Genomic DNA, 19,949 nt, shown 5'->3' with positions numbered 1-19,949 from the left:
ATGACCGTGACGATCCGCGATGCGAGACCCGAGGACGAAGCGCGCTGGCGCGAGCTTTGGGCCGACTATCTCGCCTTCTACGAAGTCACGGTCGACCCTGATATCACCGATGCAACGTGGCGCCGGGACTCCGATCCCGCGTCGGCGATCTTCATGCGTGTCGCCGAGGTGGACGGCAAGGTCATAGGCTTCACGCTCAGCCTGACGCATGAAGGCACCTGGATCCGTGGCAAGGACTGCTATCTCGAAGACCTCTTCGTCGATCCGGCCGCACGCGGAAAGGGTGTTGGCCGGGCCTTGATGGACGACCTCGTTTCGCTCTGCAGGAAGAACGGCTGGTCGCGGCTCTACTGGCACACCAGCGAGCAGAACAAGACGGCGCGGGCGCTCTACGACAGCTACGTCGAGAGCGACGGGCACATTCGCTACCGCATCAATTTCTGAGCGGCGGGAAGCCCTCGTAGAAGCCGGCGTGGCTGCCCCCCCAGTTTTCCATGCCTGGCTTCGTCAGGATGCCGCGTGGCCTCACATAGCTCTGGATCACGCGCCGCGGCCGCTCATGCCACTGGATGTTGAAAGCCCAGAGCTTGGGGAAGAAGCAGAGCGAGGCATAGGGCAGACAATCGTGGATCCACCAGGCAAGCCTCTGCCAGTCCTCCTCCTTGCTGTAGTTGTCGATCATCCACGGGACGACGACGCAGGCGGTTGCCCCCATGCAGCCGTCAAAATCGCGAAGGTCCCAGATGTGATCGGCTGCCGTCGCGGCGTTTGACGAGCAGTTGAGCTTGTTGCGGTTGCCGAACTGGTTGACCTCAGGCGAGCGATAGCCGGAGCGAATGTGCAGCCGGCCGAAGGTCGCCTGCAGCGGTTCCAGCAGTTCCTCGCAGAGCCGCTTCCCCGCTTCAATCGCCAGATCGGGATTTTCAGGGATGTTCGGGATGCGGTAGAAATCGGCAATTTCGGAATGCAGGAAATCGCGGAGGAAGAAATTCTTCGAAAGACGCGCGCGTCCGAGTTCCTCCAAGCCCTTCATAGAACCTGGCTTTTTCATACACCGCCTCCTGCTTCCATGCGACCCTCCCCTGTCGACGCGCTGCGGACCACCCGTTATCTTATGCCTGTGGGCTATATCTGAAGAAGTCGATGAAGGCGCGCAGGGCCGGCCGCATCTGGCGGCGGCTGGGATAGTAGATGAACGGCCCGGGATAGGGTGAGCACCAGTCCTCGAGCACGCGCACGAGCTTTCCGCTTGCCAGTTCATCCTCGACGCGCAGATCGAAGAGATAGGCAAGCCCGGCGCCGTTCAGCGCCGCCATCAGCGCCAGCCTGTCTTCGGCGACGATCAATGGCCCATCAACCGCGACGACGAGTTCCTGCCCGTCCTTCTCGAACTCCCAGCGGTAGATCGTACCGTTGGTGAAGCGCCGCTTGATGCAGCGATGGTGGACGAGATCGGAAGGATGCAGAGGTTTGGGGTGCCGCCCGAAGTATTCGGGAGAACCCGCAATCACCGTCGTCAGGCTGGGCGAGGCCCGCACTGCGATCATATCCGCCTCAAGGCTCTCCTCCAACCGGATGCCGGCGTCGAAACCTTCCCTGACAATATCGGTGAAGCCATCCTCATTGGCAATTTCGAGGGTGATGTCGGGATAGCGGTTCAGGAACTCGCCGAGCCGCGGCGCAAGCAGGATATCCGAGGCAAAGCGTGGGGCGGTGATGCGTAGATTGCCGGCCGGTCTTCCGCCGGCCTCGGTGACGGCTGCCAGCGCGATCCCGATCTCGTCCAGCGCCGGCTTCAGGCGCTGCAACAAAAGGCGGCCCTCCTCGGTCGGCGCCACGCTACGCGTTGTCCGCGCCAGAAGTCGAACGCCAAGGCTCTCCTCCAGGCTGGAGATCGCATGACTGACGGCAGAGGGCGCAATCTCCAACTCCTTGGCAGCCGCGCGAAAACTCCGCCGTTCGGAAACGGCGGCAAGAACGGCGAGTTGGGCAAGCTGTGTCCGGTTCATTGATCGAATCATTAGAACAGCCTGTTATGTATTGCACGTATTTTTTGATGATTGATCGGGCGCTACGTTACGTCGGTACCGCCGGTATCGACGGCGGTTTGAACTTCGCTCGACAAAGGAGCCTCCGCATGAAAACCCGCAAACTCGGAAACGATCTGACCGTCTCTGCCGTCGGCCTCGGCTGCATGGGCATGAGCTCCGCTTATGGCGCCGGCGATGAAAAGGAAGCAATCAAGACGCTGCACCGCGCCGTCGAACTCGGCGTCACCTTCTTCGACACCGCCGAAATGTACGGCCCCTACACCAATGAACAGCTTCTCGGCCGGGCGCTGAAGCCAGTGCGCGAGCGCGTCGTGATTGCCACCAAGTTCGGCTTCAAGCTCGATCCGGAAAAGTCAGGGCCGGCCGCAGTGACGGGTGTCGACAGCCGCCCGGAAAATGTGAAGCGGGTCGCCGAAGCCTCGCTGACGCGCCTTGGCGTCGAGACGATCGACCTCTTCTACCAGCATCGTGTCGATCCTGATGTGCCGATAGAGGAGACCGTCGGCGCCATGGCCGAGCTGGTGCGGGAAGGCAAGGTCCGCGCACTCGGGCTCTCCGAGGCCGGCAGCGCCACGATCCGCCGCGCCCATGCCGTCCATCCGATTGCGGCGCTGCAGAGCGAATATTCGCTTTGGTCCCGCGATCCCGAAGATGGCGTTGTCGATACCTGCCGCGAATTGGGCATCGGCTTTGTACCCTTCAGCCCGCTCGGACGCGGCTTTCTGACTGGGGCGATCCAGACGCTGGAAGACCTCGACGCAGATGATTACCGGCGCCAGCTGCCGCGCTTCCAGTCCGGCAATTTCGACGCGAACGCGGCACTCGTGGCCAAGCTCGAAGCGCTCGCGAAGGAACAGGGCGTGACCACCGCGCAGCTGGCCCTCGCCTGGGTCCTGCACCAGGGCGACGACATTGTGCCGATCCCTGGCGCGCGCAAGACCAACCATCTGGAGCAGAATGCCGCTGCGGCCGATATCGTGCTGAGCAAGGCGGAGTTGACCGAACTGACCGAGACCATTCGGCTCGATCAGATCGCCGGCAAGCGCTACTCGGATGCATCGCTGGCGATGACCAACCTCTAAAGGTTGAAGCTTCGAATGCATACCGCATCCTTCGGCGACCTTGCCGCAAGCAGTCCCTGCACTATGCTATGGACATGTTCTGGCGAGGTGAGACATGTCGGACCAGCAAGCAATCGAAGCAGTCGTTCATCTCTACGTCGAAGGCATGACCTTCGCGAACGAAGCTGCATTGCGGAAGGCCTTTCATCCGCGATGCGACATTATCGGGCACTACGAAAACGCCGTGGAGTGGCTGAACCGGGAAGAATTCATCGCTGCGATCGTCGCCGAGGGCTCGGCGCCGCCCACAACACAGCCCCATATGGACATCCAGATGCTTGACGTCGTCGGCGATGCGGCGTGCGTGAAGGTCAGCGACGATTTTGCTGGCATGCGCTTCACCGACTATCTGTCGATGCTGAAGATCGAGGGCCGCTGGATGATCGTCAACAAGCTCTATTATCTCCACACATAATAAGGCCGGCGAGACTATCGCCGGCCTTTGATCTCAAAAAACGCGATATCCTCAGGCCCTGAGGACGCCGCCGGTGAACTTCGTCACGCTGGCGACGATCTTCTCAGTCAGTGCCTCGAAATCCTCGTCGGTCAGGGTGCGCTCGACCGGCTGGATCTGCACCTCGATTGCCACCGACTTCTTGCCTTCGCCGAGCGACGCACCTTCAAAGATGTCGAAGACGTTGACACCGGTTACGAGTTTGCGGTCGACGCCCGATGCGGCCTTGATGATCGCGCCCGCTTCCACCGACTTGTCGACGACAAAGGCGAAGTCGCGCTTGACGGCCTGGAACGGTGAAAGCTCCAGTGCCGGCTTGGTGCGGGTCGCCTTCTTCTTCGGCTCGGCCATCGCATCGATATAGACTTCGAAGCCGCACAGCGCGCCGGACACATCCAGTGCTTCCAGCGTTAAAGGATGGAACTCGCCGAAATAGCCGAGAACGATTTTCGGCCCCATCTTGATCGTGCCGGAGCGGCCCGGGTGATACCATTCCGGTCCGCCCTGCTCGATCTGGATATTGCCCATCGGCAGACCGCAGGCTTCGATCACGGCGAGCGCATCGGCCTTGGCGTCGAAGATATCGACCGGCTTGCCGCCGCCCTTGGCATTGTTCGACCACATGCGGCCAGCGCCGGCCAGCGATGCTGTCCCGCGGCGGATGCCGCCGGCGACGCGGCGCTGGCCTTCCGGCCGGTCGTTCTCATAGGTGCCGGAGACTTCGAAAATGGCGACGTCGCCATAGCCCTTGTCGGCATTGCGCTGGGCGGCGCTGAGCAGGCCCGGCAGTAGGGACGGGCGCATGTCGGACATGTCTGATGCAATCGGATTGGCAAGCTTGAGCGCCGGCGAACCGCCGCCGAAGAGCTTCGCCTGATCTTCCGAAATGAAGGACCAGTTGACCGCTTCCAGCATGCCGCGCGAGGCCAGTGCGCGCTTGGCGATGCGGGTGCGGATCTGCAGCGTCGTCAGGATCTTGCCGTTGACGGCCGCATGGCTTTCCAGCGGCGCCGGCTTGATGTTGTCGACGCCATGGATGCGCATGACTTCCTCGACGAGATCGGCCTTGCCGTCGACATCGGGACGCCAGGAGGGAACGGCGACCGAAACCCGCTCGCCGGAGCCGAAGACTTTGAAGCCGAGGCGCGTCAGGATCTCGGTGCTTTCCGTGGTGGAGACCTCGAGACCTGTCAGACGCTTGACCTCCGAATAGGGGAAATCGACAATCTTCGGTTCATGGCCCTTGTAGCCGACGACGTCGGCCTTGGCCGCGATGCCGCCGCAGAGTTCGAGGACCAGTTCGGTGGTCCGCTCGAGGCCGGGCACCATGTATTCCGGATCGACACCACGCTCGAACCGGTAGCGGGCATCGGTGATGATACCGAGGCCGCGACCGGACTTCGCGATGTTCATCGGATCCCAGAGAGCGCTCTCGATGAGGACGTCGGTGGTGTTCTCGTCGCAGCCGGAATGCTCGCCGCCCATGATGCCGCCGATCGACTCGATGCCATCAGCGTCAGCGATCACGACATTGTTCGGGCCAAGCTTGTATTCGCGCTGATCGAGCGCAAGCACCGTCTCGCCGTCCTTGGCGCGACGGACGGTCAGGTTGCCCTTGACCTTGGCGGCGTCGAAGACGTGCATCGGGCGACCCTGGTCGAAGGTCATGTAGTTGGTGATATCGACCAGCGCGTTGATCGGACGAAGGCCGATCGCGAGCAGACGCTGCTGCATCCACTTCGGGCTCGGGCCGTTCTTGACGCCGCGCACGAGGCGCAGCGCAAAGCCGGGGCAAAGCTTCTCGTCATCGAGATCGAGCGTCACCTTGACGGTCGTTTCACCTTCGACGGCAAAGGACGGGGCGGCCCGCGCCTTCAGCGTGCCGAGGCCGGAGGCGGCCAGATCGCGGGCGATACCGTAGATCGACGTGCAATCCGGACGGTTGGGCGTCAGGTTGATCTCGATCATGGGATCGTCGAGATGAGCGTAGGCGGCGTAGCTCTGGCCGACCAGCGCATCTTCGGGAAGGTCGATGATGCCGTCGTGATTGTCGGAGATCATCAGCTCCTTCTCGGAGCACATCATGCCGTGGCTTTCGACGCCGCGGATGTTGCCGACGGCAAGTGTTACGTCAATGCCGGGAACATAGGTACCGGGCGCCGCAAAGGCGCCGATCAGCCCGGCGCGCGCATTCGGAGCACCGCAGACGACCTGGACCGGCGCGCCCTTGCCCGTGTCGACCGACAGCACCTTCAGGCGATCGGCCTGCGGGTGCTTTTCGGCCGAGAGGACCTTGGCGATGACGAAGGGCTTGAACGCCGCCTTGTCGTCGACATTCTCGACCTCGAGCCCGATCTCGGTCAGCCGCGTGCAGATTTCATCGAGGGTGGCGTCGGTCTCAAGATGATCCTTGAGCCAGGAAAGCGTGAATTTCATTGTCTTGTTCTCGTCTCAAAAATCATCAATCGGTCGGTCAGGCAGCCCTTTCCGGGGCCTTGGCGCCAGGGGCCTTTATGCCCAAGAACATGCATTTAACCGAAATACCCTCGTCGATGGCGGTCCACCAAATCCCTTCGTACATCAACTCGATGTCGTTAAGTTCGCCATCGTCGAGTTCCGACAGGAAGGGATACCACAAAGAGGCGTTGCGATGACACGCCCGTCCGCAAGCGCGGCGTAGACCTCACCACCGGCGCACCAAGCCCGAACTGGTTGCATTTCGTCGGTTTCAAAGGCCAAAGAAGTGTCATCCCAAGCGCCTATCCATTCGTCACGATGCTCGCAGGCCACCTTGAGCAGCTGATCACTATACCCTTTGTTCTGCGCGACTTCCAAACTCTTCAGCCAGACCTTCAGGGACTTTCCGTCCTTGACGATATGGACATGCGGTGGTTTGCCGACATCCAAAGCGTAGAACCTGAACTTGTACCCATGCCAGATCAGCAAGGTCGGCATTGGCTTACGCGCTCAATCCGCCGAACAGCGTCGGCATGTCGAGCGGGCGGAAGCCGTAATGGGTCATCCAGCGGACATCGGCGTTGAAGAAGTCGCGCAGGTCGGGCATGCCGTATTTCAGCATGGCGACGCGGTCGAGCCCCATGCCCCAGGCAAAGCCCTGATACTCATCCGGATCGAGGCCACCGGCGCGCAGCACGTTCGGATGCACCATGCCGCAGCCGAGGATTTCCATCCAGTCGGTGCCTTCGCCGAACTTGACGATCGGGCCTGAGCGGTCGCACTGGATGTCGACCTCGAAGGACGGTTCAGTGAAGGGGAAGAAGGACGGGCGGAAGCGCATCGTCACGCTATCAACCTCGAAGAAGGACTTGCAGAACTCTTCGAGCACCCAGCGGATGTTGGCGACGTTCGCCTTCTTGTCGACGACCAAGCCTTCGACCTGATGGAACATCGGCGAGTGCGTGGCATCCGAATCCTGGCGGTAGGTCTTGCCCGGGATGATAATGCGGATCGGCGGCTTCTGCGCTTCCATGGTGCGCACCTGCACCGGCGAGGTGTGGGTGCGCAGCACCTTGCGCTCGCCGTTCTCGTCCGGATTGAAGAAGAAGGTGTCGTGCATCTCGCGGGCCGGGTGACCTTCCGGGAAATTCAGCGCCGTGAAATTGTAGTAGTCGGTCTCGACATCGGGGCCCTCGGCGATCGAGAAGCCCATGTCACCGAAGATCGCGGTGATCTCGTCGATGATCTGGCTGATCGGATGGATGCGGCCACGCTCGACCGGAGAAGAGCGGACCGGCAGGCTGACGTCGACCGTCTCTGCCTTCAGGCGCGCATCGATCGCGGCCTTCTTGAGCTCCGCCTTGCGTTCCGTGATCGCGTCCGTGACGGCGTTCTTCAGCGCGTTGATGGCGGCGCCACGCGTCTGGCGCTCTTCCGGCGTCATCGCGCCCAGCGTCTTCAGGAGCTCGGATACCGAACCCTTCTTGCCGAGTGCGCCGACACGCACGGCTTCGATTGCCGGCTCGTCGACAGCGGCTGCCACATCAGACAGAAGTTGCTTTTCCAGGGTTTCGAGTTCGGTCATCTTTTCCTGCCTCACAGGGCGTCAGTCTTGTCGATAATTCACGAGAACATGCATCGGATAGCTGGTCGCCACGATGAAGCGTCGCAGATCACTACCCATGTGCACGCTGCCAATCAACCGGGCACACCACAAAAAGCCCGCGACGTCGAGAGAGGAGCCAGCCAATCACGGGCTGTGCCGCTCGATCGCATCGCGCCAAATGCAAAGAACCCGCGCAAGCCTGGCCAGCGCGGGTTCAAAATCATCGAAGCAAAAGTTCGAATAGCGCCGGCTTAGTTGACGGCTGCTTCAAACTCGTTCTTCGTACCGGCGTCCTTCAGGTACTCGAGAGCCTTCTTGGAGGCAGCAACGAGTGCACCGAATGCTTCCGGCTCATGGATTGCCATGTCGGAGAGAACCTTACGGTCAACTTCGATGCCAGCCTTGTTCAGGCCATCGATGAAGCGGCCGTAGGTCAGGCCGAATTCGCGGACGGCAGCGTTGATACGCTGGATCCAGAGGGCGCGGAAGTTGCGCTTGTTGATCTTGCGGTCGCGGTAAGCGTACTGCTTCGAACGATCGACAGCAGCCTTCGCGGCGCGGATGGTGTTCTTGCGACGGCCGTAGAAGCCCTTGGCGGCCTTCAGAACCTTCTTGTGCTTGGCGTGGGCGGTAACGCCTCTTTTTACACGTGCCATTTCATGATCTCCTTAATCTAAAGCGTTCGCGGAATAGTCTTAGAGACCGTTCGGCAGGTAGTTCTTCACGACCTTGCGGCCATCCGGTTCTGCGAGAACCATGGTGCCACGTGCATCGCGGATGAACTTGTTGGTACGCTTGATCATGCCATGGCGCTTGCCAGCAGCTGCAGCCTTGACCTTGCCGGTCGCGGTGATCTTGAACCGCTTCTTGGCGGAGGACTTCGTCTTCATCTTGGGCATTTTGCTACTCCGTTTCTGTACCCCCGGCTGCTTCATCAAAGAAGCCTTCTCGCGATGCCAAGTTTCCGGCCGTCGCAACAAGGTGCGGGAGCGTTTGTTGTTGATCTGCGGCTCCGGTGACGAACCGTTCCGCAAGCATTCGAAACTGCCACGGCATGCCCTGCCGGTCAGTTCGGACGCGCGCTTATAACCGCAGCGTCATAAAAGTGCAACGGGGCGGCAGATGAATCTTCTAGGCAATGGTGGAAGGCCGGCCGGCCATGGCCGGAAGCATCAATTTCACTTGAAGCCCGCCCCATCGAGAGGCGGAAAGATCGAGCCTGCCGCCGTAAGCCTCAAGGATATCGCCCGATATCGCGAGCCCGAGTCCAGTTCCTGCCGTACCATCGTCGATCCTCACCCCGCGCTTCAACATCAGATCGTAGCTGTCGGGATCCGCACCCGGGCCATCGTCGGAAACGCTGAGCACGACATCGTCCTGTGAGCGACCGGCAGAGAGCTCGATCCGAGTTCTGGCAAAGCGCACGGCATTGTCGAGCACATTGCCCAATGCCTCGGCGATGTCGGCGGGATCTGCCTGGACCGTCAGGGCCGGATCGATATCAAGATGCCAGTCGATCCCCTTCTCTTCGGTGAAAGGCGTCAAAACATTGACGAGCTTTCCCGAGATGCCGAGCAGCGATGTCGTGGCCATTTGCTCCACACCCATGCGGGCCGCCTGCAATTGACGGTCGGCGCGCTGCCGAACGAGTTCGATCTGCTGCAATGCCGTTTCGCGTTGGCCCTCGGGCAAGGCTTCAACCAGGTGCGACAACACCGTCAACGGCGTTTTCAAACCGTGGGCGAGGTCGCTCGCGCGAGCGCGCGCGCGCTCGATCGCCGTCTCCCGCTCGCTCAGCAGTAGGTTGATTTCGCGAACCAGCGGCTTGACTTCGCTGGGTCCCTCCGTGCCGATATGAGAGCTGCGCCCGGCCCTGATATCGGCGACGCGGTCGCGAAGCCGCACTAGCGGGCGCAAGCCGACCCACCCCTGCAGAAAAGCAGCCAGAAGCAGCATACCGCCGGTGGAAAGCAGCATCAGCCGCAACGGCCGATGATAGGTCTCAAGGGCTGCTTCCATCTCCGGCTTGGAGAAAGCGGCATAGACGGTAAAGTTCTTGCTTGCGGCGCCTTCGCCGAGCCTCATCGTCTTCATCGACACTAGCAGCGGCGAGCCATCGGGCCCGTCGGTTTCGCGGAACCCGCAGTACATGTCCTTGGATAGTGCATCCGCGGTGATCTCTTCGTCCCAGAGGGAGCGGGAGCGCAAAGGCTCCTCATTGCCATCAAGCGAGATTTGCCAGTAGCGGCCACCGGCCGGTATCTGGAATCGCGAGTCGGCAGGCTCGTTCTTCAATTCGAGAGCGCCATTCTCCACGGCGAGCTGCGCCGCCAGAGAGTCCATCACCGATGTCATTTCGTTGGAATACTGGTCGGCCAGATAGTCCGTGAACAGGTGGCTCAGCACCGCCCAGACGAGCGTCAACGCCAGTGCGATCGCGACGAGCGCTCCAGCAGCCAGGCGAAAATGCAGCGAGTGGATCACCGCGGCCGCTCCGGAAGCACATAGCCAAAGCCGCGCCGGGTCTCGATGGCGTCACTATCCGTCTTTTTTCGCAGCCGCGCCACCATGGCTTCCACGGCATTCTTGGCGGAATCGTCGTCGCGTCCCTGCACCTGGCTTGCCAGTTCGGTTGGGCTCAGCACTTCCCCGGGCTTGCCGATGAAAAGCGCGATCATGCGGTATTCCAGCGGGCTGAGGTCGAGTTCGCGTCCATCGAAGGTCACGCGTCTCGCGCTTTCATCCAACGTGAAGCGGTTGGCGGACTTCACGCGCGCGGCGACAGCGCCGGTGCGGCGCAGAAGCGCTCTCAGGCGAGCCAGCAGCTCCTCGGTGCGAAACGGCTTCGGCAGATAATCATCAGCTCCCGCGTCAAAACCGTCGACGCGCTCCATCCACGAGCCGCGGGCCGTGAGAACGAGAACCGGCGTGTTGATGCCTGCGCCGCGCCACCGCTTCAGGATGGAGAGACCGTCCATGCCGGGCAATCCAAGGTCGAGGATGATGGCGGAGTAATCGCCCGTTTCCCCTTCCTCCCATACATCGGGGCCGCTTGCAAACACCTCGACAAGGTAGCCTTCCCGCGCAAGCTTTTCGACCACGTGGCCGGAAATATTGGGATCGTCCTCCGCCAGCAATATTCGCATGCCCCTATCCCCCCAGCAGCACTCCGTTTCGAGCATTTACGCGCAACGTCCTGATCGCCCCTGCCCCGTCGCGCACTTTCACCTGATAGACGTCGCTGAACATGGATCGCCTGAGGTTGACGTCGATCACCCGCCCGTAGCGTTTTGCGTCAATGCGCTCCAGCACCGTCTTCAGTGGAAGAATCCGGCCTTCGCGGACGGCATCACGCGCCCGATCATAGTCCGAGGCGCGGCCACTTCGTCCGCTACCGCTGTCATCGCTGCCGCTGTGATCGTCACCATCATCATCGTTCCCGTGATCGTCGTGACCGTCGCCGCGACCGGAACCGGAACCGGAACCCGAGCCGGAACTGCCGCTGCCGGAGTTGGACCCGGAAGAACCAGAAGAGCCGGACGAGCCACTGCCACTTGAACCGCTCCCGCCGCCGCCATCATCGCTGCCGCCATCCTTGGCTTGCGCATGGGAAACGAGGATCGGACCGGCGGCGGCAAGCCCCACCGCCAGCATCAACATCGTCATCAAATCGCGACGGCTTGTGTTCATTGAACTTCTAAGTACCTCAATGCATCTGCAACCGCGGAGCCTACACTGAACGCATTGTCGCGACGAGACAAGGCTCCAAAAATCCAAGAACTCCGCCGGGGCGCGGCGGAGTTCTTTCTTCCGAAGGGGTGGCCGGAAGACCGCGCCGGGCAGATTATTGCGCCGAAGCGGGAACTATAGTGACGCTGGTGATTGCGCCAGGATTTCGGACAAAATCCCCTCTATGGGGATGCGCGACCACCACGCGCGTTCCATCTTCAAGCTCAATCTCGACCTCAAGCCGACGACCAAGCTGGTCCACGGCGGCAAGCGAGCCGTTCAACAGCCCCGCAAGGCTCGCCTCCGACACCGAGAGCGTTACTTCCGGGCGATTGTCGTTGCGGCCGCCATGGCGTTCACCGGGATTGTCGTCGTCGCGATCGTGCTCAGCGCCGTCATCACGGCCGCGGCCATGATGGTCATCCCCATCGTCATGACCGCCTCGACCGCTGTGATCGTCACCACCGCGTCCGCTACCGCTGTGGTCGTCGCTGCCGCCGCTGTGACCGGAACCACTGTTGCCGCCACCGCCGCTGCTGCCAGAACCGCTGCCGCCGCCGTCATCGCTGCCACCACGGGCAAACGCAGCCGACGAGAAATGGTCAGGGCCGAACGTCTGAATTGTTGGGAGAGATAGGGTCACTGCAAGTGCCGCGGCGGACGCCAGGAGCGTGCGTGAGATGTTCTTTTTCATGATCTTTGCTTTCTGCGCTCTTCTCTGTTGAGTGCAGAATGCCAAAGTCTCGCTGACAGACCGTTGAGCGCTTTTGTCAGCGTCCTGTCAGTTTGGGCAAACATCAGCCCAAAATACAAAAGCCGCCCTTACGGACGGCTTTGATACGAGAGTGGCGACGCGCCTCACTTCGGCGCGAGCACCATCATCATCTGGCGGCCTTCGAGCTTGGGCTCGGCTTCAACCTTGGCATATTCGGTCGTGTCGGCCTTCACCTGCTGCAGCAGCTTCATGCCAAGCTCCTGGTGCGCCATTTCGCGACCGCGGAACTTCAGCGTTACCTTCACCTTGTCGCCATCTTCAAAGAAACGGCCCATCGCCTTCATCTTCACCTCATAGTCATGGGTGTCGATGTTGGGGCGCATCTTGATTTCTTTGACTTCGACAATCTTCTGCTTCTTGCGCGCCTCGGCGGCCTTCTTCTGGTTGGCATATTTCAGCTTGCCCAGATCGAGGATCTTGCACACAGGCGGTTCGGCATTTGGGGAGATTTCCACCAGGTCGAGACCGGCTTCCTCAGCCATTTTCAAGGCCTGGTCGGTGGGCACGACGCCCAAGTTCTGTCCTTCAGCATCAATCAGCTGAACTCGGGGGATGCGAATTTCCCGGTTCGAGCGCGGCCCTTCCTTCACGGGCGCGTCGGCTTTAAAGGGTCTGCGAATGGTCGTATTCTCCTCGCGTTGTTTCGGATCGCTGCAGCCTCGGCACTCCCAATAACGGAAGCACAAACGTGGTTTCACCATTGCTGCAACGGAGTCGGTAACACTCTTTAGCGGAAAAAACACCTGCTGTCAGCCTGTCAAGAATCTGTTTTATAGGCCAAAACAACTGGAGTTCCGCGATGTTTGACGCAAATCTCATCCATGACCATCAATATCTGACCGTCGGAGAAGGCGAGGCCGCGCGCGAGATTGCCTACATCGCGCGAAGCCAATCCGGCCAGGCGGCCGGCCCAACCCTTGTCTGGTTATCCGGATACCGCTCCGACATGAGCGGCAGCAAGGCGATCGAACTGGACAGGTTTGCCACAGAAAACGGCCTTGCCTGCCTGCGCCTCGACTATTCCGGTCATGGCCTATCCGGCGGCAAGTTTACCGACGGGACGATCTCGCGCTGGCTGGAGGAAGCGCTTGCGGTTATCGTCCATACAGCACCCGAAAGCATCCTCGTCGTCGGCTCGTCGATGGGTGGATGGATAGCCTTGCGGCTCGCCCAGGAACTCGCCAAGCTGCAGGACGGGCCAAAGCTGGAGGGCATGGTTCTAATTGCGCCGGCTCCCGACTTCACCTCCGATCTCATCGAACCGAACCTCACGAAGAAAGAAAAAGCCTCCCTTGCCGAGCGCGGCTACTTCGAAGAGCGGTCGGCCTACAGCCCGGAGCCGAACATCTATACACGGGCGCTGATGGAGGATGGGCGCGACAACAGCGTGCTCAGGGGCATCATCGAGACCGGCTGCCCAGTGCATATCCTGCAAGGGATGAAGGATCCCGACGTTCCCTATCAACATGCTATGAAGCTCGTGGAACACCTCCCCGCCGACGACGTCGTTCTAACCTTCGTGCGTGACGGCGATCACCGGCTTTCGCGGCCCCAGGACATCGAGCGTATGCTTGCTGCAGTCAAAGGGCTGATCCGCTAAGCCAAACGATATCACCTGTGCCAAATCCTAACGAATTTTAACCATGTTGGTGGGTAGCAAGCCCCTCCCCAGAAGTAACGATTGACTCTTCGAGCCTCTGTCCGTTAACTTTTTGTTAACAATACATGGGCGATGCAAGGGAAAAGCGGGCGTGCGAATCAAGGGTTTCCTCGTGGCCATGATGGCCGTGTTTGCTATGTCTACAGCCGCGACGCCGGCTTCCACCAACAACCTCTCGATGGTCACCGGCGCGGCCACTTCCCAGCCGATCGGCCATTACGACTTCTGCCAGACGCATCGCAATGAGTGCGGCCCGAACCGCAATGTCTCGCCGGCTGAGATGTCGGATGCGAAATGGGGAATGGTGCGATCGGTCAACGCCACGGTCAACAACAGCATCACTCCGATGACCGACAAGGAAATCTACGGCAAGGATGAGGTCTGGGCCTATCCGACAACCGCCGGCGATTGCGAAGACTTCGCCTTGCTGAAGCGCCGTATCCTGATCCAGCGAGGCATTTCGCCGGCTAACCTTCTTCTCACCGTGGTTCGCAAGCCCGATGGCGAAGGCCACGCCGTGCTGACACTGCGCACCAGCCACGGGGACTTCGTGCTCGACAACCTGGCTTCCAACGTCAAGCCGTGGTTCGACACGCCCTATTCGTTCATCAAGCGACAGTCGAGCGCCAATGCCGGCCGCTGGGTCACCATCGAAAATGGCCGCGACGTTCTCGTCGGTGCTCTGAAGTAGACGATATCGGATGGAACAAAGAAGGCCGGCAAAAAAATGCCGGCCTTCTTTGTTGGGACTGAGTTGATTACTGCTCGGGAACTGCGGCTCAGCCGTTGCCGATCAGGATGCCGGCACCGAGGACAAGACCGCCGCCGACGACCACCTGTAAAGCAGCACGTAAGAACGGCGTTTCCATAAATCTGTTCTGGATGAACGCGATTGCCCAAAGCTCGAAGATCGCAATGATCACCGCCATCGTCGTTGCCGTCCAGAAGTTTGTGATCAGATAAGGCAAGGTGTGGCCAAGACCACCAAGTGCGGTCATGACGCCGCAGGCGAGACCGCGCTTGATCGGCGAACCACGGCCCGAAATCTTGCCGTCATCGTGGGCCGCTTCCGTGAAGCCCATCGAGATGCCGGCGCCGACGGAGGCGGACATGCCAACCAGAAACGTCTGCCAAGTGTCCTGGGTCGCAAAGGCAGCGGCGAAGATCGGCGCCAGCGTTGACACCGAGCCATCCATCAGACCGGCAAGACCAGGCTGTACATAGGTCAAGACCAGTTGCCGGCGCGCAGCAAGGTCTTCCTCCGCCTTCACCTTTTCAGGCGTGTGCTTGTCGCCCAACATATGGGTGATCTCTTCGTGGCCTTGCTCGGCCAGCGCCAAGTCCCCCAACAGTTGCCGGGTATTGGCATCGGTAACGCGGCCCGCCGCTTCGACATAGAAGCGATAGGCCTGCTGTTCCATGGCCACCGCTTCACCCCGGATTCTCTCCAATGAAAGGCTGCGCCGCAACCAATCGGGCTTCCGCTCATAAAACCCGCGAACATGTTCCCGACGAATGAGTGTAATGCGCTCGCCGAACCGCTGGCGATAGATTTCGATCAGGGACTTTCGATGCGTGTCCTCCACCTCAGCCATTTCCTCGAAGACCTTGGCGGATGCGGGGTACTCGCCCCGCAGCATGTCGGCGTAGGCGAGATAAATGCGCGCATCGTCCTCTTCGGAGCCGATAGCGAGCGCCAGTATTTCCTGCTCGGACAAAGAGTCAAAGGAACGCTTGGATGATCCAAAAAGCCTACGCAGCATAACAACCTCATTTTTAGAATTATTCTAAAATATGCGCTGCGCTGGCTCTGGTCAAGTTGCCCGCCACGGGCGACTGAGAATTCGGCGCGCGAGGACCACAAGTAAAATCAAGTGCCATCCAGGCTGATTTCCCGCCCTTAACTGGCATCCCAAATAATGTGCACGCCAGGGTCGGTACCTACGCCGAAAGTCTAGGCATACCACCGAAAAACCACAGAAAAAGCCGGTTGAATTTTCCAACTGAAGGGTTGAGATATTGCGAAACGCGGGCATAGTACTACGCAAATATAATTGCCTTATAAGGGAACAACACGGTGCCAGATCCGGTAGATATTATTGTCGGTAGAAATGTTCGGGCACTCAGGTCCAAAAGACGCATATCGCAGCTGGAACTGGGGGAGGCGCTCGGGCTGACTTTTCAGCAAATTCAGAAATATGAGAAGGGCACCAACCGCGTATCAGCAAGTAAACTGCACCAGATTGCGGTCTTTCTGGGTGTGGATATTTCCGAGTTGTTCGAAGGCGCCAATCCCAATGATGGCGCGGGAAAGCAGGGCCTCAGCCCCGAAGCCTATGAGTTGGCCATGCACTACGACAGGCTTCTCTCCACGGCTGGCAAGGAGGCCGTGAAGACGATTCTCTCGATTATGTCCGGTGAAACCTACGCCGAGGCCTTAGGCTAGAGCCTTCATTTCGCGTCAGTGCAACTCGCGTTCATGAAGCGCAACGAGCAGATCGTCCTGCGTATGATGACCTGCGTGATAGAGATCGATCGCGATGCTCGCTATTGAAAGTCCCTGTTGGCTGCGCATCTTGATATTGCGCTCGGCACACCACGCGTAGAGCGCACCGGCAAGCACGTCGACATCATCGGACTGCAAAGACAGAGTAGTGGCTGCTGCCGTCATGGAAGTTGCCCTTGTTCTTGGTTGATCCCCGGCAGAATACTGGCCGCTTTGCTTGTCTTTGCAAAGCGGCATTCACTGCCTGCGTTAACGCAAGACAGATGTGCATTTCCGCTTGTTTCAGAATGGAACAATTGGGCAGGCGCCGGCGCTATTCCGAAGCGACCCTAAAGTCGAGGGAGGCCGAACATGCCTCGATCGCATCCAGCATTTTCTCGAAGCGTGGATGATCGCGCACGGAATCGAGGTCCGAATCATGCTTGAACCATAGGATGTGATAACAGGATGACTGCGGCAACAGCTCCTCCAACAGGTCGAGCGCGGCGTCGCATTCGTTCAACAGCGCATAAACGCAAGCGATGTTGTATTGTGCAACGATGTCATCCGGATCGATCGTCTGCGCGCGCTTCACCCACTCTTTTGCTCGTTCCGCATCGCCCATGTGCGCCAATGCAAGCGCACCGCGATGGGCCGGCCCGGAGTTTTCCGGATGCCGCTCCAAGGCCTCTTCGGCACGCTCGATGCATACGCGCGCCCAATGTGCCCGTTCCTCCATCAGGCCGAGCGATCGACATGCACTCATCAGATGGATGGGCGAGAGATAGTCGTCGGGGCGTATCTCGGCCGCCCTTGTGAAGAAGGTGATCGCGCCCTCGAACTTGCCCTGCATGAAAAGGAAACGACCATAGTGGAAATTCGCCTCATAGAGATCGGGCTCCAGCGCAAGCGCCTTTTCGAATTCGACAAGCGCCTCCTCGTCTCGCCCGTCCTGGTGCAGCGCCAGCCCCCGCGAGGCATGCGCCTCCGCAAGATTTGGATCGAGCGCAAGCGCCTTGGCACTCAGACTGAGAATTCCCTGTAGCGTATACTCGCCCGCATGCCAGTCGCGAAGTGCCGACTCGCAATCGGCCATGCCGGCATAGGCACGCGCATATTCCGGATCCAGCGCGACAGCCGTTGCAAACATGCGCCGGGCCAAGACCAGATAAGGCCTCGTCCAGGTATGGGAAAGCTGCCGGCCGCGCAGATAGTAGGTGTAAGCCTCGACGTTGCTTGTCGGTTCCGCCTCGATTGCCCGCCGCTCCTCGGGCAGCAGCTTGATCTTGAGCTGATCAACGATCGCGTGGGTGATCTCGTCCTGGATCGCAAAAATATCGGTGAGGTCGCGGTCAAAGCGGTCCGCCCAAAGGTGCCCGCCATTCCTCGCATCAATCAGCTGCCCCGTAATGCGCACGCGCTGCGCCACCTTGCGGACGCTCCCCTCGAGAACGAAGTCGACACCGAGCTCGGCTGCGACCTGTTTCACCTGCACGGATTTGCCCTTGTAGGTGAAGGCGGTGTTGCGCGCGACAACGTAAAGGTTCGATATCTTCGAGAGATCGGTGATGATGTCTTCAGTGATACCGTCCGAAAAATACTCCTGCTCGGCGTCGCCGCTCATATTGGTGAACGGCAGCACGGCGACGAGCTGCTTGTGCTTTTCCCTGGCCGCGGTCAAAGCGGCCTTGTTGACCTTCAATGGCAGCGCCCGCCGTGGCGAGATCGCGTAGACCCTCACCGGCTCCTTGATGTTCTTGAGCCTGTGCTCGCCCCTGTCTTCAAAGGAAAGGTCGAGCCGGGTTCCGACATGGTCCCTGACGGAGGCGGAGACGGCAATGCCGCCAGGCTCGGCCAGTGTCTCAAGCCGCGCGGCAACATTCACACCATCTCCGAAGATGTCTCCATCCTCGACGATCACATCGCCCAGATGAATGCCAATCCGAAATTCAATTCGCTTGTCCTCCAGCACGGACAGATTTCGCTGAGCAGTCTCCCGCTGAATCTCATCAGCGCAGGCGACGGCGTTCACGATACTGGAGAATTCGACCAGCATGCCATCGCCGGTCAGCTTGACGATGCGGCCGCGATGCTGAGCAATCTTCGGATTGAGAAGCTCGGTGCGGCAATTTTTCACCGCACTCAGCGTCCCGGATTCGTCTGAGCCCATCAATCGGCTGTAGCCGACGATGTCTGCTGCAAGGATGGCTGCGAGACGGCGTTCCAAGTGTCCCCCGGCGCTGTAATGTTACTAGGCCTGCTAATTTAACCTTTTATTATCTTAATGTCCTGCCAATCATTTGGTTGATACAAGATTATAAAGCGATTTTTGAATATGAGAGTCGAGCCATTGCAGCAACCCTGCATAGGCAGAGTGGAACAACAAACAACAAAGGCCCGGTTGCAACAACAACCGGGCCTTTGTCGCATTTCATGCCTGATTGATCAGTTCTCGAAGAATTCCTTCATTCGCGCGAAGAACCCGGTCGATTCCGGATTGTTCTCCTTCGAGGAAAGCTGCTCGAACTCCTGAAGAAGTTCGCGCTGGCGCTTCGTCAGCTTCTGAGGAGTCTCGATCTGGATCTGAATGTAAAGATCGCCGGTCTGGGGCGAACGCAGCACTGGCATACCCTTGCCCTTCAGGCGGAATTGCTTGCCGGCCTGCGTGCCCTCCGGCACGGTCACGCGTGACTTCGTGCCGTCGAGCGTCGCAACGTCGAAGGTGCCGCCGAGAGCCGCCGTCGTCATCGAGATCGGGATGGTGCAGTAGAGGTCGGCGCCATCACGTTGATAGAATTCATGCGGCTTGACCGACAGGAAGATATAGAGATCGCCCGATGGACCGCCGCGCATACCGGCTTCGCCTTCGCCCTGCAGGCGAATGCGGGTGCCGTCTTCGATGCCGGCCGGAATGTTCACGGAGAGCGACCGCTCTTCGGTGACGCGACCCTGGCCATGGCACTTCGCGCAGGGATCGGGAATGATCGTGCCGCGACCATGACAGGTCGGGCAGGTACGCTCGATCGAGAAGAAGCCCTGGGCAGCGCGCACGCGGCCCGAACCCTGGCAGGTGCCGCAGGTCTTCGGCTGCGTACCGGGCTTGGCGCCCGAACCTGAGCAGACGTCGCAGGTAATCGAGGTCGGAACGCGAATTTGCGCCGTCTTGCCGGAGAAGGATTCCTCCAGCGAAATTTCCATGTTGTAACGAAGGTCGGCGCCACGCTCGCGGCCGCCGGACGAGCGCTGCCGCTGACGACCGCCGCCCATCATCTCGCCGAAGATATCCTCGAAAATGTCGGAGAATCCACCGCCGCCAAAACCGCCGCCGCCACCGCCCATGCCACCGTGTTCGAAGGCGGCGTGACCGTAACGGTCGTAAGCCGCGCGCTTCTGCGGATCCTTCAGCGTTTCGTAGGCTTCGTTGATTTCTTTGAATTTGCGCTCGGCGTCATGGTCGCCCGGATTCTTGTCCGGATGGAACTTCATGGCGAGTTTGCGGAAGGCGCTTTTCAGCTCTTTCTCGTCCGCCGTCTTGGCGACACCCAGCGTTTCGTAAAAATCGGCTTTTGCCATTAAGGATTAGACCCCGGAAATGGATTTCCGGCTGCCAC

General features: G+C 60.0%; 22 protein-coding genes. 7 read left to right on the top strand and 15 right to left on the bottom strand.

From position 1 onward, the window contains the following. A complete protein-coding gene (locus FHT71_RS24365; RefSeq protein WP_007790890.1) occupies positions 1–444 on the top strand; it encodes a GNAT family N-acetyltransferase in 444 nt (147 codons plus the stop codon). On the opposite strand, the gene FHT71_RS24360 is transcribed toward FHT71_RS24365, so the two are convergent. Then, positions 434–1,051, bottom strand: a complete 618-nt coding sequence (locus FHT71_RS24360) for a hypothetical protein (protein WP_132594106.1) — start codon at positions 1,049–1,051, stop codon at positions 434–436. The two genes, FHT71_RS24365 and FHT71_RS24360, sit on opposite strands and share 11 nt — an antisense overlap. Before the next feature lie 61 nt (positions 1,052–1,112). Continuing rightward, on the bottom strand, positions 1,113–2,009 hold the full coding sequence (locus FHT71_RS24355) for a LysR family transcriptional regulator (protein ID WP_037082257.1): 897 nt from the start codon (positions 2,007–2,009) through the stop codon (positions 1,113–1,115). Between the two features lie 128 nt (positions 2,010–2,137). Between FHT71_RS24355 and FHT71_RS24350 the strand changes: the two genes are divergently transcribed. Both FHT71_RS24350 and FHT71_RS24345 read left to right on the top strand, forming a co-directional pair. Next, positions 2,138–3,133 carry an aldo/keto reductase gene (locus FHT71_RS24350; protein WP_183722382.1) on the top strand — a complete coding sequence of 332 codons (996 nt, stop codon included), beginning with the start codon at positions 2,138–2,140 and terminating at the stop codon, positions 3,131–3,133. Positions 3,134–3,227: 94 nt separating this feature from the next. Next, positions 3,228–3,587, top strand: a complete 360-nt coding sequence (locus FHT71_RS24345; protein ID WP_007790898.1) for a nuclear transport factor 2 family protein — start codon at positions 3,228–3,230, stop codon at positions 3,585–3,587. A 51-nt stretch (positions 3,588–3,638) separates the two neighbouring features. On the opposite strand, the gene pheT is transcribed toward FHT71_RS24345, so the two are convergent. The 8 genes from pheT to FHT71_RS24305 all read right to left on the bottom strand — a co-directional run bounded on the left by pheT (position 3,639) and on the right by FHT71_RS24305 (position 11,379). Then, on the bottom strand, positions 3,639–6,062 hold the full coding sequence (gene pheT, locus FHT71_RS24340; RefSeq protein ID WP_132594102.1) for a phenylalanine--tRNA ligase subunit beta: 2,424 nt from the start codon (positions 6,060–6,062) through the stop codon (positions 3,639–3,641). 144 nt (positions 6,063–6,206) lie between these two features. After that, positions 6,207–6,581, bottom strand: coding sequence for a DUF4160 domain-containing protein (locus FHT71_RS24335; protein ID WP_132594100.1), 375 nt, complete (start codon positions 6,579–6,581; stop codon positions 6,207–6,209). 4 nt (positions 6,582–6,585) lie between these two features. Then, complete coding sequence (gene pheS / locus FHT71_RS24330) at positions 6,586–7,668, bottom strand: phenylalanine--tRNA ligase subunit alpha (protein WP_132594098.1); 1,083 nt, start codon at positions 7,666–7,668, stop codon at positions 6,586–6,588. 272 nt (positions 7,669–7,940) lie between these two features. Further along, on the bottom strand, positions 7,941–8,345 hold the full coding sequence (rplT, locus tag FHT71_RS24325; RefSeq protein WP_007798644.1) for a 50S ribosomal protein L20: 405 nt from the start codon (positions 8,343–8,345) through the stop codon (positions 7,941–7,943). Positions 8,346–8,384: 39 nt separating this feature from the next. Further along, positions 8,385–8,588, bottom strand: coding sequence for a 50S ribosomal protein L35 (rpmI, locus tag FHT71_RS24320; RefSeq protein WP_004108077.1), 204 nt, complete (start codon positions 8,586–8,588; stop codon positions 8,385–8,387). 232 nt (positions 8,589–8,820) lie between these two features. Beyond that, positions 8,821–10,173: a HAMP domain-containing sensor histidine kinase gene (locus FHT71_RS24315; RefSeq protein ID WP_132594096.1), complete on the bottom strand. Its 1,353-nt coding sequence runs from the start codon at positions 10,171–10,173 to the stop codon at positions 8,821–8,823. Next, positions 10,170–10,835 (bottom strand): response regulator transcription factor, encoded by a 666-nt coding sequence (locus FHT71_RS24310; protein WP_132594094.1) that lies wholly within the window; start codon positions 10,833–10,835, stop codon positions 10,170–10,172. Before FHT71_RS24310 ends, FHT71_RS24315 begins: the two co-directional genes overlap by 4 nt. A 4-nt stretch (positions 10,836–10,839) precedes the next feature. Beyond that, a complete protein-coding gene (locus FHT71_RS24305; RefSeq protein ID WP_165933191.1) occupies positions 10,840–11,379 on the bottom strand; it encodes a hypothetical protein in 540 nt (179 codons plus the stop codon). 223 nt (positions 11,380–11,602) lie between these two features. On the opposite strand from FHT71_RS24305, the gene FHT71_RS24300 reads away from it, so the two are divergent. Next, a complete protein-coding gene (locus tag FHT71_RS24300; RefSeq protein WP_165933192.1) occupies positions 11,603–12,055 on the top strand; it encodes a hypothetical protein in 453 nt (150 codons plus the stop codon). Between the two features lie 221 nt (positions 12,056–12,276). On the opposite strand, the gene infC is transcribed toward FHT71_RS24300, so the two are convergent. Beyond that, positions 12,277–12,813 (bottom strand): translation initiation factor IF-3, encoded by a 537-nt coding sequence (gene infC / locus FHT71_RS24295; protein ID WP_025658610.1) that lies wholly within the window; start codon positions 12,811–12,813, stop codon positions 12,277–12,279. Positions 12,814–12,992: 179 nt separating this feature from the next. Between infC and FHT71_RS24290 the strand changes: the two genes are divergently transcribed. Then, entirely contained in the window at positions 12,993–13,793 is an 801-nt protein-coding gene (locus tag FHT71_RS24290; protein WP_132594088.1) for an alpha/beta hydrolase, read from the top strand. Positions 13,794–13,944: 151 nt separating this feature from the next. Further along, positions 13,945–14,544 (top strand): transglutaminase-like cysteine peptidase, encoded by a 600-nt coding sequence (locus FHT71_RS24285; RefSeq protein WP_007798618.1) that lies wholly within the window; start codon positions 13,945–13,947, stop codon positions 14,542–14,544. An 88-nt stretch (positions 14,545–14,632) separates the two neighbouring features. Here FHT71_RS24285 and mbfA read toward each other — a convergent pair whose 3' ends face one another. Beyond that, complete coding sequence (gene mbfA / locus FHT71_RS24280; RefSeq protein ID WP_183722379.1) at positions 14,633–15,616, bottom strand: iron exporter MbfA; 984 nt, start codon at positions 15,614–15,616, stop codon at positions 14,633–14,635. A gap of 314 nt (positions 15,617–15,930) precedes the next feature. Between mbfA and FHT71_RS24275 the strand changes: the two genes are divergently transcribed. Next, positions 15,931–16,299, top strand: coding sequence for a helix-turn-helix transcriptional regulator (locus tag FHT71_RS24275; RefSeq protein WP_007798609.1), 369 nt, complete (start codon positions 15,931–15,933; stop codon positions 16,297–16,299). Positions 16,300–16,314: 15 nt separating this feature from the next. Here the strand turns inward: FHT71_RS24275 and FHT71_RS24270 are convergent, their stop codons facing one another. The 3 genes from FHT71_RS24270 to dnaJ form a co-directional block, all read right to left on the bottom strand. Beyond that, on the bottom strand, positions 16,315–16,524 hold the full coding sequence (locus FHT71_RS24270) for a hypothetical protein (protein ID WP_132594084.1): 210 nt from the start codon (positions 16,522–16,524) through the stop codon (positions 16,315–16,317). Between the two features lie 148 nt (positions 16,525–16,672). After that, positions 16,673–18,565, bottom strand: coding sequence for a tetratricopeptide repeat protein (locus tag FHT71_RS24265; RefSeq protein WP_132594082.1), 1,893 nt, complete (start codon positions 18,563–18,565; stop codon positions 16,673–16,675). Between the two features lie 218 nt (positions 18,566–18,783). Beyond that, positions 18,784–19,911, bottom strand: coding sequence for a molecular chaperone DnaJ (gene dnaJ, locus FHT71_RS24260; protein WP_007798598.1), 1,128 nt, complete (start codon positions 19,909–19,911; stop codon positions 18,784–18,786). Positions 19,912–19,949 lie beyond the last annotated feature (38 nt).

Origin of the sequence: Rhizobium sp. BK060, from assembly GCF_014193145.1 — a bacterium.
GTDB lineage: Bacteria > Pseudomonadota > Alphaproteobacteria > Rhizobiales > Rhizobiaceae > Rhizobium.
This window is presented reverse-complemented; position numbering and strand designations above follow the sequence as displayed.

Coding starts and splice junctions, on each gene's coding strand:
- pheT (WP_132594102.1), bottom strand. CDS start 6,062: ATGAAATTCACGCTTTCCTGGCTCAAGGATCATCTTGAGACCGACGCC.
- FHT71_RS24365 (WP_007790890.1), top strand. CDS start 1: ATGACCGTGACGATCCGCGATGCGAGACCCGAGGACGAAGCGCGCTGG.
- dnaJ (WP_007798598.1), bottom strand. CDS start 19,911: ATGGCAAAAGCCGATTTTTACGAAACGCTGGGTGTCGCCAAGACGGCG.
- pheS (WP_132594098.1), bottom strand. CDS start 7,668: ATGACCGAACTCGAAACCCTGGAAAAGCAACTTCTGTCTGATGTGGCA.
- rplT (WP_007798644.1), bottom strand. CDS start 8,345: ATGGCACGTGTAAAAAGAGGCGTTACCGCCCACGCCAAGCACAAGAAG.
- FHT71_RS24360 (WP_132594106.1), bottom strand. CDS start 1,051: ATGAAAAAGCCAGGTTCTATGAAGGGCTTGGAGGAACTCGGACGCGCG.
- FHT71_RS24345 (WP_007790898.1), top strand. CDS start 3,228: ATGTCGGACCAGCAAGCAATCGAAGCAGTCGTTCATCTCTACGTCGAA.
- FHT71_RS24300 (WP_165933192.1), top strand. CDS start 11,603: ATGGGGATGCGCGACCACCACGCGCGTTCCATCTTCAAGCTCAATCTC.
- FHT71_RS24270 (WP_132594084.1), bottom strand. CDS start 16,524: ATGACGGCAGCAGCCACTACTCTGTCTTTGCAGTCCGATGATGTCGAC.
- FHT71_RS24335 (WP_132594100.1), bottom strand. CDS start 6,581: ATGCCGACCTTGCTGATCTGGCATGGGTACAAGTTCAGGTTCTACGCT.
- FHT71_RS24290 (WP_132594088.1), top strand. CDS start 12,993: ATGTTTGACGCAAATCTCATCCATGACCATCAATATCTGACCGTCGGA.
- mbfA (WP_183722379.1), bottom strand. CDS start 15,616: ATGCTGCGTAGGCTTTTTGGATCATCCAAGCGTTCCTTTGACTCTTTG.
- FHT71_RS24305 (WP_165933191.1), bottom strand. CDS start 11,379: ATGAACACAAGCCGTCGCGATTTGATGACGATGTTGATGCTGGCGGTG.
- FHT71_RS24310 (WP_132594094.1), bottom strand. CDS start 10,835: ATGCGAATATTGCTGGCGGAGGACGATCCCAATATTTCCGGCCACGTG.
- rpmI (WP_004108077.1), bottom strand. CDS start 8,588: ATGCCCAAGATGAAGACGAAGTCCTCCGCCAAGAAGCGGTTCAAGATC.
- FHT71_RS24350 (WP_183722382.1), top strand. CDS start 2,138: ATGAAAACCCGCAAACTCGGAAACGATCTGACCGTCTCTGCCGTCGGC.
- FHT71_RS24355 (WP_037082257.1), bottom strand. CDS start 2,009: ATGAACCGGACACAGCTTGCCCAACTCGCCGTTCTTGCCGCCGTTTCC.